Below are 14,641 nucleotides of genomic sequence, written 5' to 3' on the forward strand. Positions count from 1 at the left end.
TCGTTAGTATAAAGGAGGAAGGCATCTATGAACTTATTTTTCATCATTGCGAATGTAGTCGCTCTGCTTCTTTTGGCGGGCGTTTTATATGTTATGCAAAAAAAACACATTTCATTTTCAAAACGAGTATTTACCGCACTAGGGATGGGGGTTATCTTTGGCTTTATCCTGCAGATGATTTACGGGCTAGAGTCGAAAACGCTACTGCAATCTACAGAGTGGTTTAGCATTATTGGTACAGGTTACGTTAAGCTGTTGCAAATGGTTGTCATGCCATTAGTGTTTATTTCGATCGTTTCTGCTTTTACAAAGCTGACACTGACAACAAATCTTGGAAAAGTGGCCGGGTTGATTATTGGCTTGCTTGTAGGTACTACGGCGATCGCGGCTGCTATTGGGATAAGCGCTTCTCTCGGGTTCCATCTTGAAGCTGTTCAAATTCAAGGAGGGGAAACGGAGCAGGCGCGTGGAACGGAGATTGAGCAGCAATATTCAGAAATTGAAAATCAATCTTTCCCACAAAAAATTATTGAGCTTATACCAGCTAACCCATTCCTTGATTTTACAGGCCAGCGCAGCACCTCTACGATTGCTGTCGTGATCTTTGCTGCTTTTGTAGGCTTTGCTTACTTGGGTATTAAGAGAAAAGAACCGGAGCATGCTGAATTCTTTAAAAAGATGATTGAGGCCATCTATAGCATTGTAATGCGCATCGTTACGCTTGTGTTACGCCTTACACCTTATGGAATTTTAGCGATTATGGCAAAGACAGTTGCGACGAGCAACTTTGCGGCGATTGCAAAACTCGGGGAATTCGTATTAGCCTCCTATGTAGCACTTGCCATCATGTTTATTATTCATTTGCTTATTTTAACTTTAGTTGGATTAAATCCAATGATTTACGTGAAAAAGGCATTTCCAGTCTTATCCTTTGCCTTCACTTCTCGTTCTAGTGCAGGTACATTGCCGTTGAATATTAAAGCGCAAACGTCATCACTCGGGGTACCTGAAGGAATTGCCAACTTCGCAGGTTCATTTGGACTATCGATCGGTCAAAACGGCTGTGCTGGTGTGTATCCAGCTATGCTAGCCGTTATGATTGCGCCAACTGTAGGAATCAATCCGCTCTCTCCAACCTTTATCTTGACGTTAATCGCGGTAGTAGCGATCAGCTCATTTGGGGTAGCTGGCGTTGGGGGCGGGGCTACATTTGCCGCTATTCTCGTTTTATCAACGATGAACCTGCCTGTAGCACTTGCCGGTCTCCTTATCTCTGTAGAACCACTTATTGATATGGCACGGACAGCAGTGAACGTAAGTGGCAGTATGACAGCAGGGGTTGTCACAAGCCGCATTACGAAAGAGCTGGACACGACTGTTTATAACGAACAACAAGAAGTAATGAATAGCTAAAAAAAGAAGCCGGCTTCCGGCTTCTTTTTTTAACGCTGTTATATTTCGCTGCAGGTGGCCCGGGCATTGTTGGCGAAGCTTTCTTAAAATAAATTTTTAAATTTAAGGGATTAACTACTAAAGAAAGGGGAATGTTAAAATTAAATAAAGTGATAAATTTTGAAACCATTTTTTAATAGAAGCCGTAGAAGAAGTAACAAAAAATTTTTTAAAGAGGTGTGTAAATTGGGGAAAGACCATGAAAGAGTGTTAAAAATGATTGACCGGCTCACTCAATTGGGTGTTAAAGTATCAAAAACCAAATCCCGCATCGAAGTGTTCAACTCTTTAAAAAGCTATCAAGACTTAGCGGACCATGTAAAGGCCTGAAAATAAACGAAATACATAATCAAAAAATATCCCGGCTGAGAAAAGAGCCGGGATATTTTTCAGCTTAAATGATTGCATTTCATTTAGGTCTTTAATCGTCTAATTTTGTATAGTAATTAGGCGGCTTGCTTTCTTTTTTGGATGAAACGGTAGACAAGATAAATGACAACGATGAGCAGTCCGCCTACAATCGTGATCATAGTAAAATTTTCTTCGATAAATGGTTTGGCTCGTTCGCCAAGCCAGAAAATAATGATCCCTTCAAGGAAAAATCGGAGCCCGCGTCCGATAAGAGACCAGATAAGAAGAACTCTAATGCGAATTTTTGCAACCCCGGCAAAGATGGTGAATACTTTGTAAGGAATCGGGGTGAAGCCTGCAATAAGAATAGCGAGAGGGCCGTATTTCTTAAATAGGTGTTCGACTCTTAGAATTAATTCTTCAGAAACAAATTTCAGTAAAATAGGACGGCCAAGCTTGCGACCGATAAACCAGCCAAGCAAGGCGCCGAGGACAGAGGCAACTGTCGTATATAGCGCAAAGAGGAGGGCTCGGTCAGGATCGGCAAGAGCTAAAGGCAGCAGAATAACATCCGGAGGAATAGGGAAGAAAGAAGATTCTGTAAAAGCAACGAGAATCAATCCTAACACTCCGTATTCTAGCAGCCACTCTTCCAAATGATGAATCAACTCAGTCATGAAAAAGAATTCTCCTTTAATTAAATTAACCACAAAAATTATATCATTATTCATTTAGATGAACCAGCAAGAGCACATTAAAAAAATCAGCCGAGATAAGGGTCCCAGGCTGATTTTTTTAATGAAGGGGCATAAACGGACTCTTTGCTTTTGAAAATGGTTAATAAACTGTTTTCAATTTCGTCATCTTTTTCAAGCTGGTAACAGGTTAGACGTTTATGCCATTTATTCATTTCCACTTCATTGCTGATTACCTTGATTATTTGCTGTTCAATTGGCTGATGCATATTGAGCTCATACACAAGATGCTGCTCTTTTAAGTAATGGCAATTGATTTCCTCTTGCCCCGGTAATCTATCGAGAATAAAGACGGGCAGAGATTTTTCCAGCACTTCTGTAATGGTAATTCCGCCTGGCTTCGTAATAATAGCTGAAGCTTCATCGTAGTATTGATTCATTTGCTTCCGGCAGTTCGTATAAGGAATGGCTTCTATTTTTTCATGCTGAAGAGAGCGAACCCATTCATACAGCTTCTTATTATGCCCGCACAATACTTTATAGGAACACTGGAGCGGAGCAGCAGCCAGCTGTTCAATTAATACGGTTAAATTACCGAGACCGCTATTGCCGCCGGCTATTAAAATAGATCCTTCAGACGACGAACGTGAAGGCTTGCGAAAGAAAGGGTGAACCGGTATACCGGTTACAAATATTTGTTCTTGCTTTAACGAATAGCGTTTTATTAGCTGCTCTTTTGCTTCCTGATGCGGCACAAAATGAAAATCAATGTATTCTTTTCCCCATATATCATTCATAAAGAAATCTGTATATACGTTCACGACAGGGACATGAATTTTCCCTCGTTTTTTAAGATAATTAAGAAGTTTAGAAGGATAACAGTGAGTACAAATAATAACATCCGGCTGTTCCTCTTCAATGAATTTTTCCATCCGCCAGGCAAGATAGTTATCCCAAAAACAAAGGGAAAAGCGGGAAGAAGTATGTTTTTTTTGATTAGATGAATAAATAAATGAATGATAAAACTTACTATATAGAGCTGGCTTGCGATTGATCCATTTCAAATAAGTATTCGAAATGACCATCTCTATGCCGCTGTGAAAATGACTTAAACAGTCAACTGTCTTCACTTCGATTTCCGCTTTGATATTAGATAAATAGCCGGCGATTGCCTCAGCTGCCTTATGATGTCCGGAAGGCATACGGAAAAGGGGCAGTAATAAAACTTTCATAGGCGAAAACTCCTTTAGTGTTCGATGCTAGCAGCTTTATTTTTAGACTTCCTCCATCTATATAGGAGTTGAATCAAGAAGCCGATGAAAAAAATAACACCGGCGATCGTTACATAAATAGGCTTGATGGTAATATAAGAGCTCACTGTGTAGCCAATCATTATATAGAACAATACCCATATACATGAGCCCAAAACAGAAATAAAAAGGAACAAAATGAAGGAGAATTTGGATAAACCAGCAAAATAAGGATTGAACTGTCGTATACCTGGGATGAAGAAGCCAGTGAATAAAGACTTCTTCATATCCCAATGAAGGACGAGTTTCTTCCACCTGCTTTTGCTCATACCTACATACTTTCCATAACGATCGAGTAAAGGCTTTCCGATTTTGCGGCCAAGCAGGTAACTTGTCAGCATGCCGGAAAGAGCACCCGCCGAGATCGCCAGCCAAGCCGAAGTGAGAGGAATGCCTTGGTGCCTAGCTAAGATTCCGATATAAACGAATAAGCTTTCCTCCGGTACGGGAATACCAACAATTCCAAAAAAGCCAACAATGAATAAAATAGCGAGTCCGTATTGTGATAGGTAATCCAGAATTTGCGATTCCATGTTACACCTCGCTCTTTTCAGGCTGATGTAACATCGTATGAATGTTTACAAAGTGGTAGTTCGCCGAATCTTCATCTGCCAAAAAGAGTTCCAGCGCTTTCAAAGTATTAGCAGGAGCCCGTTCATCGGCACCTAGTGTTGTGCCGCTGTCATGCAAAGTGATAATGGCACCGTTTTTTCTCTCTTTTCTTAATCGGTTGGCAAGCTCCTCAGGGTGAACGCTTTCTTTCCAATCGCCGGGGATCGCTGTCCACATAATCGTTTGCAGGGGCTTCACAGCATATAAGGTCAATGCATTAAAATGTCCCCAAGGCGGCCTGTAGTAAAAGGGAGGTTCCCCTGTTATGTTTGTAATAGTCGATTGTGCGCGGCGCAATTGTTTTTTAAAGACAAAAGGAGAAAACAGCCAGTTGGACCGGTGAATATCATTATGTATACCGATCGAGTGGCCTCTTTTACGAATGTCTTGAACGATATGTGGATAAGTACGTGCTTTAGACCCTACAATGAAAAAAGTAGCTTTTGCCTTATGCTTTTCCAGTAAATCAAGCAGTTGGGGGGTATATAGCGGATGGGGACCATCATCAAAAGTCAAAGCGATCATATTCTCCCTTGTCCCGCGTTTATAAATTCCTATTCCGAATATCCGGATGAACACCGTAGCTCCGACCGTATAAATAAAAAGGAAAAGTAAAATCAGGGCTGCTGTAATTAACAATGTTATCATTCCTTTACAAACAAACTGTTGGAGCGACTTTTTTAAAATTCGCCCTTTTAGAGAAATCTCCTGCTAAACAATCTGGCTTTGAAAAGAAAAAGAAAAAGAGAATGAACCGGCTAATAGGATCCGGTTCATTCTCTTCTCATAACGGGCAAGTTATATCGCCTTTGATTCGGTCAGTGGAAGGGCGGGCTGTTTGTCTGGAAGAGGTTGTTCCTCTAATTTCACTGGCGGCTTTTTTCGCACTTCCACATACTTAATTTGATGATCTTCCATAGCTTTGATGGTAAAGAGATAGTCCTCGTAATCAATGCTGTCTCCCTGAACCGCTTCATAGTTCTCTGTAAGAATCCAACCGCCAATTGTATCGATATCTTCATCTTCCATGGAGAGGTGGAGCAATGTATTTACTTCATTAATCAATACTTTACCGTCCATAATATAGTGGGTATCAGATACTTTCTGGATGAGCGGCACTTCGTCCGTATCAAACTCATCCTGAATTTCACCAACAATTTCTTCTAAAATATCTTCGATGGTCACTAAGCCGGATGTTCCACCGTATTCGTCCATCAACACGGCCATATGAATGCGTTCTTTTTGCAGCTTAACGAGCAATTCATGGACCGGAACAGAATCGATGACACGGATGACAGGCCGTACGTAATGCTCAAGTGAAAGCGGGCCGATTTCTTTTTGTTTTACATAGTCAGTGAGCACCTCTTTGAAGTTGACGAGACCAATAACATGGTCCTTGTCGCCATCAATGATAGGATAGCGTGTAAATCGCTCTTCTCGTACAACATCGATGAACTCCTGAATCTTCATCTCCTTAGACAATGTCACCATTTCCGTACGTGGAACCATAATCTCTTTTGCAATGCGATCATCAAACTCAAAAATTCTATTTACATATTTAAATTCAGAAGGGTTAATTTCGCCGCTTTTTAAGCTTTCCGATAAGATCAAGCGAAGTTCTTCTTCTGTGTGTGCTGCTTCGCTTTCAGAAACAGGTTTTATTCCGAATAGGCCGGTAATTAACCGAGCTGTTCCGTTAAGTGTCCAGATAAAAGGATACATCGCTTTATAAAATATAATTAAAGGCCGAGCAAAGAGAAGAGTCAGCTCTTCTGCCTTTTGAATGGCCAATGTTTTGGGCGCAAGCTCTCCTACCACTACGTGAAGGAAAGTAATAATGAAAAAGGCTGCCCCTACAATGATCACATGGGACAAAGAAGCAGGGACGTGAAGAAAATCCATAAGCGGTCTTAACAGGCCAGCCATAGCCGGTTCTCCGATCCAGCCAAGTGCAAGAGCTGTTATCGTAATACCGAGCTGACAGGCTGATAAGTATTCATCCAGGCTGGAAATGACAAGCTTCGCAGCTGGCGCTTTCGAATGACCTTCTTCTAGCAGCTGATGAATCCGCGAGCTGCGGACTTTAACGATAGCAAATTCTGAAATAACGAAAAAAGCAGTTAAAGCGATAAGGATCACGATGAACACCAGGTTAAATATGTCCAAATAGTTTCCTCAGTCCGTCTTTAGACGGACAAGGAGTCACCTCCTGTAAAGTCAAGTTACCTGATTGACGAGCCAATCTTTCACTTCAACAAGCCGCATCTTTAGGGAGGCTGGCTTATGGGAGAACTCATATTGAACCTTCATTGTCCCATCGAATCACCTCTTACCGAACTAAAATGATTATTAATAGTATAATGAATACTGATTTTTCAGTCAAATCAAAGATACTATTTTATATGTTCGTCATAAGGAGAATATGCCTGCTTACACTTTACATTAGTTGCTGTAAAAACCAGGAGGCAATAGAAAAATAAATAATTAATGAAAGGATGTCATTAATTGTTGTAATCAATGGGCCGGAAGCGACTGCTGGATCAACATTTAGTTTGTATAAAATTAATGGAATCACTGTGCCGGCAAGTGTGCCGATAATAAGAGTCAGCAATAAGGAAGAACTGACAACCACTCCTAATATGGCATTTCCTTGCCAGAAAAATGCGATCAAAAAAATCAAAATGGCACATACAATACCTATAATAAAGCCTACTCCAAACTCTCGGCCTATAAGACTTAACACAGTTTTCATATCAATGTCACGGGAGGCGAGACCGCGTACCACCACAGCGAGTGATTGAGTACCAGTGTTACCTGTCATTCCGGAAATCATAGGCATGAAAAAGGTAAGGGCTACTACTTGCTTTAATGTATCCTCAAAACCAGAAATAATGCTTCCAGAAACGAGACCAATAAATAGTAATAGAATGAGCCATGGCAGCCGGCGAAACGCAGCAGTGGAAGCTTTCGTATCAAAATCGATTGATTTACCGGAAGCAGAAAGCTTCTCAATGTCTTCATTTGCTTCCTTGATAACAATATCAAGGATATCGTCAAACGTTACAATCCCGACAAGCACATCATCTTCGTTAACGACAGGAATAGCGAGAAAGTCGTAGCGCTCAATCAGGCGGGCAATCTCTTCCTGATCCGTGTAAACAGAGACAGAAATTACTCGTCCATACATGACATCGCTCACTTTTTCGCTAATATCTGCCAAGAGCAGGTCACGATATGAAACAACGCCGACAAGTTTTTTTTGCCCGTCAATCACATATAAATAGTTGATTGTTTCTGCAAATTCAGCAAAGGTTTTTAATTTATCCACTGCTTCACGCACAGTATAGGTATCTCGAATCCAGACGAACCGGTTTGTCATCAGCCGTCCGGCTGTTTCTGGCGGGTAAGCCATCATGCTTTCAATAATAGTAGATTCTTCTTTTTTCATTCCCGCTAAAAACGACTTTATTTTTTCAGGGGACATGTCATCAAGCAACGAAGCTAAGTCGTCGTTGTCCATGTCATCAAGAACTTTACGCGAACGCTCTTTTCCTACTTTTTTTAGTACAGCTAGCTGATCTTCATTATCAAGCTCCTGAATCATATCCGTCAAAATAGGAATGCTGAGCTGAAGCAGAAAGCGTGTTTGATGCTTTGCGGGTAAGTTTGTATAAATAGAAGCCATGTCATAAGGATGAAGTTCATCCAGTAACTTTTGGAGTTCTTTCTTTTTTCCTTCTTTTAATGCTCTTATGATCAGAAGCGTCATTTGATCTTCAGTTAAATTTGTCAGCATGGGCATCCCTCCTCGGTGAAAAAAATCATTCTTTCCCATTATAAAGCGAACGGAAAAGGAAAGTGAAAAAGAATCTTTCATATTTATTAGATTTTAACATACGAGTTTTCGAATTCTTTTGCTAAAATAGAAAGTATAACATATTGATGCGGAAAAGACGTTGTAATTTCGAGAAAATCGGGGGTCATCGCTTTGAAGAGCCAAGGGACTATGAAAGAGCTGATTTATGTTCACTTGAATACAGCTCACCAGTATGCAATTTCATATGGAATTGATTTTCATGATTTTGTTCGGAGCCTCTCCCAGGAGCTGAATCATTTATTGCTGTTAAAGCACCAATACAGCGGGGCGGATTTTAATATGCACACGAGGTTTAATTATGTGGAAGCAGAAGAGGTTAAGAAGTTACTGAAGGAGCCGATCGCCGAATACGGAGACTTCTGTTGGCTGGACTTTGATGATATGGAGGGGCTGAATGAGCTGGAGGGCCGGGAGATTGCCGAACTGCTTTACCTTGGCCATTGTAAGCACCATTTAAGGGTTCCGTTTTACAGTAAATTGAACAATCGCTACGCCTATCTTTCCGAAGAGGACGAATGGTTTAATAAAACATATTATCGTTATCTACCTGATTTTTATTCTATGCTGGGACAGGCGATTTCGTTCAAGCTCGGTTATTTCCGAAGTGAGAAAACGATTTTTTCTTTACGGAAGGGGAATTTATTTCCAGCTATTCCGAAAGAAATGGTAGCTTCTTTTACTGATAAAATGAAAGAAGGCATGGTTATTTCTTTAACAAAAACAGTTCAAAGCCGCACAAAGGTGGAAGTGCCTATTTGGGTAGTAGGCGACTATATTAATATGGATGAAATGTTCGACGAGTATGTAAAGTGCTACAAGCAGGCACCTGATGGGCATTTTGAATTTGATAAAAAGACTCGCGAATGGAGCGTGTATTTTTAAAAGAAACAAGTCTTGAATAAGTTGATGAAAGCTTATTCGGGGCTTCCTTTTGCGCCATGTGGTTTTGCCGTTAATAATGTCCAATCCGCCTTTACATACGGTACATACATAACCGAACGAAAAGCAGCCCACAGGCAGTTTCTCTTTCTAGAGTAGACGAGAAGAATGCTCTTAGCTTTTTCAGCCCTTTACAATGGGGGTTATATAGTGAACTGAACGCATAAGCAAGAGAGATAAAGAATAATCATGATAAAAAGTAAAAGCTTGATAAGCGTTTGGCAATATTTGCTTAAAAGAGGGGCAGAAGCCGGTGGTGGGAAGGGGTGTAAATCGGGAGGATAGTTGCATGTAAATTTAGTTTTTCTTTGCTTAAAGCATGATAGAATGGAAACAATGAATTTTTTCATTTACTTATTTGGAGGGTTAATATGAGAACGAAACTGTGCTTATTATATGGAGGCAAATCCGCTGAACATCAAGTGTCTTTACAAACAGCAAAAGCGGTTATTGGAGCACTTGATTTAAATAAATTTGATATTTACCCTATTTATATTACAACAGAAGGAAATTGGATTGAAGGGAACCAACTGACTGCTCCAGTAGATCAAGTATCCGAGCTGCAGTTTGCGAGCGATGGTCAGTCATCTGCAGTGGCGCACAGTTTGATTTCTAAAAAATATGATGTTATTTTTCCGCTTTTACATGGGCCGAATGGTGAGGACGGTACTGTTCAAGGGTTACTCGAAGTCATGAACCTTCCATACGTGGGCAATGGAGTACTGGCATCGTCAGCAGGCATGGATAAAGTCATTATGAAAAATATCTTTGCTCAAGCCAATTTGCCTCAAGTTAACTATGTATGGCTTACTCGAAAAGTATGGATGGAAGATAAAGAAGCGGCTTATGAAAAAGCGGAAAAAGAGCTTGGTTATCCATGCTTTGTCAAACCGGCTAATCTTGGATCAAGTGTCGGTATTAGTAAATGCACAAACCGCGAAGAGTTAGCGGCAGCTTACGAGGAAGCGTTCCAGTTTGATCGTAAAATTATTGTAGAAGAAGGAGTCACAGCCAGAGAGCTGGAAGTTGGCTTATTAGGTAATGACGATCCTAAATGTTCCGTAATCGGGGAGATTGTTCCGAAAAAGACTTTTTATGATTACAAAGCAAAATATGAAGATGGAAATACAGCTTTAATCATTCCGGCTGAAATACCAGAAGATGTACAAACTAATATGAAAAAGATGGCGGTTACGGCTTTCCAAGCATTGGATTGCTCAGGACTTGTCCGAGCTGACTTTTTCTTGAATGAAAAGGGTGAGCTGCTGATTAATGAAGTAAATACAATGCCTGGATTTACTCCTTTTAGTATGTTCCCTTTGCTTTGGAAGCATGCGGGCGTTGAATATCCTCTATTGATCGAAAAACTAATCGAGCTTGCAAAAGAACGATATGAGGAAAAACAGCAACTTAAATATACTTTTTAAAGGTGGACATTGATTTTATGATGCGTAAGACCATTGAACAAATAGTTAATATAATAAAGGTAGAAAATAACGTCGAAGCATTTAAAGACCGACTCGTGGAAGGGGTAGTCATCGATTCCCGAAAAGCGGTAAATGGTCAGTTGTTCGTTCCTTTTAAAGGGGAAAATACCGACGGTCACCAGTATATTAGGCAGGCCATTAAACAAGGGGCAGCGGCGGCTCTTTGGCAAAAAGACCGGCCTAACCCGCCTGCCGATTTACCAGTGTTAGTAGTAGAAGATACGTTGAAAGCATTACAGCAGCTAGCGAAAGCTTATCGGGAAGAGTTGAACGTAAAAGTTATTGGCATTACTGGCAGTAACGGAAAAACCACAACAAAAGACATGACAGCAAGCCTCCTCTCTCGAAAGTTTAAAGTACAAAAGACAGAGGGCAATTTCAATAATCATATCGGCCTGCCGCTTACGATTCTCTCTTTAAAAGAAGATACAGAAGCAGCTGTTATTGAAATGGGGATGAGCAATAAGGGCGAAATTGACTTATTGACGAAAATCGCTGCTCCAGATATAGCGATTATTACAAATATCGGAGAATCTCATTTACAGGACTTAGGCTCAAGAGAAGCAATCGCTGAGGCGAAACTTGAGATCGTAAACGGTCTTGCAGAGGATGGTATATTAATTTACCACGGAGATGAACCGCTTTTAACAGAAGCCTTACAAGAGACGGAATTAAAAACGCAAACTTTCGGATTAGATGAAAGCAATGATATGTATCTGCTCTCGATTGAAACGCTTCAAGAAGGCAGCCGCTTTCAGGTCAATGGAGCGCCTGGTGTAGAATTTTTCCTTCCTATTATAGGGAGACACAATGTGTTGAATGCGATGGCGGCTATGCTGGCGGCGCGTAAACTGGGCGTTTCTTTCCAAGAGATCAAGCAAGGACTAACATCTATCGAATTAACGAAAATGCGAATGGAAATGACGAAGGGCATCAAGGGATCGAAAGTGATCAACGATGCGTACAATGCAAGCCCTACTTCAATGAAGGCAGCGATTGAGCTGACTGAAAAAATGCCTGGTTTCGAACGAAAGATCCTTGTGCTTGGAGATATGCTTGAGTTAGGACTGGATGAGGAGCTGTTCCACTATCAAGTCGGCCAAGCGGTGAACGGAGAATTTATTGACTATCTCTTCACATTCGGGCGATTAGGCCAATTCATTGCCGCTGGAGCAAAAAATTCTCTTGGAGAAGATCGCATCTTTGTCTTTAACGATAAACAGGAACTAATTAAAAAATTGAAGTCCATTCTCTCGACCGGCGACTTGGTTGTAGTGAAAGCATCTCGCGGTATGAAACTCGAGGAAGTTGTAGAAGCGCTTGAAAATGAGTAACCCCAAGTCATAGGCAGGGGAGCAACGGAATAAGAGGAGCGTTTGTCAACGGCCTGAAAGCGATTTGAATAGACTTCGTCTCCATTCTTAACGCCAGGTGAAAATCCTGGTGTTTTCCTTTTGAAGCGGGAGGAAAAGGGGTAATCATTACCGTATATGAAAAGAAAACAACGCAGAAAAGGAAATGGTGAAAAAGATGATTGGTTGTTTATGCATCCATGGTTTCACTGGAGCCCCTTATGAAGTGGAACCACTCGCTGAATATTTGCATGAAAAAACCACTTGGAGAATCGTTGTACCGACATTGCCTGGCCACGGAGAAACACTTTCGTTAAAAGGGATTACGTATAAACAATGGATTGAATGTGCAGAAAAAGAAATGGAAAAGCTGCTTGTTGAATGTGAGACTGTCGATGTGATTGGATTTTCAATGGGCGGGTTAATTGCTGCTTATTTGGCGGAAAAATATCCTGTAGAAAAACTTATATTATTGAGCGCTGCGGCTAAATATATTAATGTGGGACAGCTGCTCAAGGATATCAAGCAAATGTGGAAAGATATGAGAAGCGGAACGTTAAGCGAAAATGAACTGTTTTTGCGTTACAAGAATAAGTTTTTGTTCACGCCGATATCAGCAGCTTGGCAATTTCGGAAAATGGCCGCTTGCAGCAAGCCGCTTTTTGCTAAAATCCAGACACCGACCTTCATTGCTCAGGGGTTGGCAGATGGGATTGTGCCGCCTAAAAGTGCAGAATATATTTACCGCCGTCTGCCGTCTCGCCACAAGGAAATTTATTACGTGCCGCATGCGAAGCACCATATTTGCCATACGGGGGAAAAGGAGCAGCTGTTTGAAAAAGTCTTTACATTTTTAAAGGGAAGTAGTAGAGTAATTTAAATATCGATTGTGTTGTAATAAACCAACAAAAATGGTATGATGACAATAACTTTTGCTCTTCATGTGAAGGGTATTTTTTGTTTGATACGGCAATCGAAATAGAAGGAGAAGAAAATATTGACGAAATTTAAAGATCTAAATTTAAGTGAAACCACTTTAAAAGCTATTGATAAAATGGGATTTGAAGAAGCAACACCAATTCAGGCACAGACAATTCCAGCCGGCCTTGAAGGCAAGGATATTATTGGTCAGGCACAGACAGGAACAGGAAAGACAACTGCTTTTGGAGTGCCAATGATTGAAAAAATTGATACAAACAACCATACAGTACAGGGATTAGTTATTGCTCCAACAAGGGAACTAGCTATCCAAGTATCAGAAGAACTATATAAAATTGGGAGCGGCAAGCGCGTCGGTATTTTAGCTGTATATGGCGGCCAAGACATTCAACGCCAAATTCGCGCGTTAAAGAAACGCCCACACATCATTGTAGGTACACCTGGACGAATCTTAGACCATATTAACAGAAAAACGTTGAAGCTTGATAGCTTGCAGACACTCGTATTGGACGAGGCAGACGAAATGCTGAACATGGGCTTTATTCAAGATATTGAGGCTATTCTTTCCCATATGCCAGCCGAACGCCAAACGCTATTGTTTTCAGCGACAATGCCTAAGCAAATTCGTGCGATAGCCGAGAGATTTATGAATGATCCTGTAACGATCCGTGTGAAGACAAAAGAAATGACTGTTTCCAATATTGAACAGTACTATGTGAAGGTGCATCAGCGTGATAAGTTCGACGTGCTTTCTCGTTTGATTGATGTTCACTCACCAGAGCTTGCCATTATCTTTGGTCGTACGAAAAGACGGGTTGATGAGTTGGCTAACGCCTTAAGTCTTCGTGGTTATCAGGCAGAAGGCATTCATGGCGACTTAACTCAAGCGAAACGTTTAACTGTTCTCAAGCGTTTCAAAGAAGGGAAAATTGATGTGCTTGTGGCAACAGATGTAGCTGCCCGCGGACTTGATATTTCAGGTGTTACACATGTGTATAACTATGATATCCCGCAAGACCCGGAAAGCTACGTTCACCGAATTGGCCGTACAGGCCGTGCCGGCAAAGAAGGTGTCGCTATTACATTCGTTGAGCCGAGAGAAATGAGCTATTTAAAAGAGGTAGAAAGAACGACGAAGAAAAAAATGTCACCAATGGCTGCGCCTACGTGGGATGACGCATTAGTTGGCCAGCAACAAGCAGCAGTAAATGAGCTAGAAGAGTCTGTTGCTAAGAATGATCTTTCTCAATATAAAGCACTAGCAAAAGGCTTGCTTGATCAGTACGATGCTGAACAGCTCGTAGCTGCTGCGTTGAAATTGATTACGAAAGAGCCGGATCGCACACCAATTCATATTACGAACGAATCTTCTCTTCCACAAAAGAAAGATAAGTTCCGTTCTAAGAACTCAAGCTCCAAAAAGCCGTATGGCAACCGTCAGGGCGGACGTTCATCTGGTGGTGGCAACCGCTCTTATAACCGAGATCGCAAAAGCAATCCAAGAAGAAAACATACTTCTCAATAAATAGTTTATGATAAGGGACTGTCCCATTAAGTTAGTGAAATGCTAACTTTTGGGCAGTCCTTTTTTAATAAGCAGATGTATGAATTTAGATAAAAAGATGAA

General features: G+C 41.0%; 14 protein-coding genes. 8 read left to right on the forward strand and 6 right to left on the reverse strand.

The features are described 5' to 3' along the window. Positions 1–27: 27 nt before the first annotated feature. Together A8F95_RS21290 and A8F95_RS22800 are read left to right on the forward strand one after the other, a co-directional pair. Positions 28–1,413: an L-cystine transporter gene (locus A8F95_RS21290; RefSeq protein ID WP_065412382.1), complete on the forward strand. Its 1,386-nt coding sequence runs from the start codon at positions 28–30 to the stop codon at positions 1,411–1,413. Positions 1,414–1,638: 225 nt separating this feature from the next. Beyond that, positions 1,639–1,782: an Lmo0850 family protein gene (locus A8F95_RS22800; RefSeq protein WP_156186978.1), complete on the forward strand. Its 144-nt coding sequence runs from the start codon at positions 1,639–1,641 to the stop codon at positions 1,780–1,782. 116 nt (positions 1,783–1,898) lie between these two features. Here the strand turns inward: A8F95_RS22800 and A8F95_RS21295 are convergent, their stop codons facing one another. The 6 genes from A8F95_RS21295 to mgtE form a co-directional block, all read right to left on the reverse strand. After that, the gene (locus tag A8F95_RS21295) at positions 1,899–2,480 is read right to left on the reverse strand and encodes a YqaA family protein (RefSeq protein ID WP_065412383.1); all 582 of its coding nucleotides are present in this window, start codon (positions 2,478–2,480) and stop codon (positions 1,899–1,901) included. Positions 2,481–2,566: 86 nt separating this feature from the next. Further along, on the reverse strand, positions 2,567–3,730 hold the full coding sequence (locus A8F95_RS21300) for an MGDG synthase family glycosyltransferase (protein WP_065412384.1): 1,164 nt from the start codon (positions 3,728–3,730) through the stop codon (positions 2,567–2,569). Between the two features lie 14 nt (positions 3,731–3,744). Next, positions 3,745–4,341, reverse strand: coding sequence for a DedA family protein (locus A8F95_RS21305; protein WP_065412385.1), 597 nt, complete (start codon positions 4,339–4,341; stop codon positions 3,745–3,747). Position 4,342: 1 nt separating this feature from the next. Continuing rightward, positions 4,343–5,068 (reverse strand): polysaccharide deacetylase family protein, encoded by a 726-nt coding sequence (locus A8F95_RS21310; RefSeq protein WP_065412386.1) that lies wholly within the window; start codon positions 5,066–5,068, stop codon positions 4,343–4,345. Positions 5,069–5,218: 150 nt separating this feature from the next. Further along, positions 5,219–6,586 (reverse strand): hemolysin family protein, encoded by a 1,368-nt coding sequence (locus A8F95_RS21315; protein ID WP_065412387.1) that lies wholly within the window; start codon positions 6,584–6,586, stop codon positions 5,219–5,221. 271 nt (positions 6,587–6,857) lie between these two features. Further along, the gene (gene mgtE, locus A8F95_RS21320; RefSeq protein ID WP_065412388.1) at positions 6,858–8,216 is read right to left on the reverse strand and encodes a magnesium transporter; all 1,359 of its coding nucleotides are present in this window, start codon (positions 8,214–8,216) and stop codon (positions 6,858–6,860) included. A 192-nt stretch (positions 8,217–8,408) separates the two neighbouring features. Between mgtE and A8F95_RS21325 the strand changes: the two genes are divergently transcribed. The 6 genes from A8F95_RS21325 (at position 8,409) to cshA (ending at position 14,539) form a co-directional block, all read left to right on the forward strand. Beyond that, positions 8,409–9,179, forward strand: a complete 771-nt coding sequence (locus tag A8F95_RS21325; RefSeq protein WP_077247485.1) for a hypothetical protein — start codon at positions 8,409–8,411, stop codon at positions 9,177–9,179. Positions 9,180–9,191: 12 nt separating this feature from the next. Continuing rightward, positions 9,192–9,335: a hypothetical protein gene (locus A8F95_RS22860; protein ID WP_218060682.1), complete on the forward strand. Its 144-nt coding sequence runs from the start codon at positions 9,192–9,194 to the stop codon at positions 9,333–9,335. A 272-nt stretch (positions 9,336–9,607) separates the two neighbouring features. Beyond that, positions 9,608–10,663 carry a D-alanine--D-alanine ligase gene (locus A8F95_RS21330; protein ID WP_065412389.1) on the forward strand — a complete coding sequence of 352 codons (1,056 nt, stop codon included), beginning with the start codon at positions 9,608–9,610 and terminating at the stop codon, positions 10,661–10,663. Between the two features lie 17 nt (positions 10,664–10,680). Then, positions 10,681–12,057 carry a UDP-N-acetylmuramoyl-tripeptide--D-alanyl-D-alanine ligase gene (locus A8F95_RS21335; RefSeq protein WP_065412390.1) on the forward strand — a complete coding sequence of 459 codons (1,377 nt, stop codon included), beginning with the start codon at positions 10,681–10,683 and terminating at the stop codon, positions 12,055–12,057. 184 nt (positions 12,058–12,241) lie between these two features. Further along, complete coding sequence (locus tag A8F95_RS21340) at positions 12,242–12,955, forward strand: alpha/beta hydrolase (RefSeq protein ID WP_342669973.1); 714 nt, start codon at positions 12,242–12,244, stop codon at positions 12,953–12,955. Positions 12,956–13,072: 117 nt separating this feature from the next. Beyond that, the gene (gene cshA, locus A8F95_RS21345; protein WP_065412392.1) at positions 13,073–14,539 is read left to right on the forward strand and encodes a degradosome RNA helicase CshA; all 1,467 of its coding nucleotides are present in this window, start codon (positions 13,073–13,075) and stop codon (positions 14,537–14,539) included. The last annotated feature ends 102 nt before the right edge of the window (positions 14,540–14,641 follow it).

This window comes from Pseudobacillus wudalianchiensis (assembly GCF_001685015.1).
Classification (GTDB): domain Bacteria; phylum Bacillota; class Bacilli; order Bacillales; family Domibacillaceae; genus Pseudobacillus; species Pseudobacillus wudalianchiensis.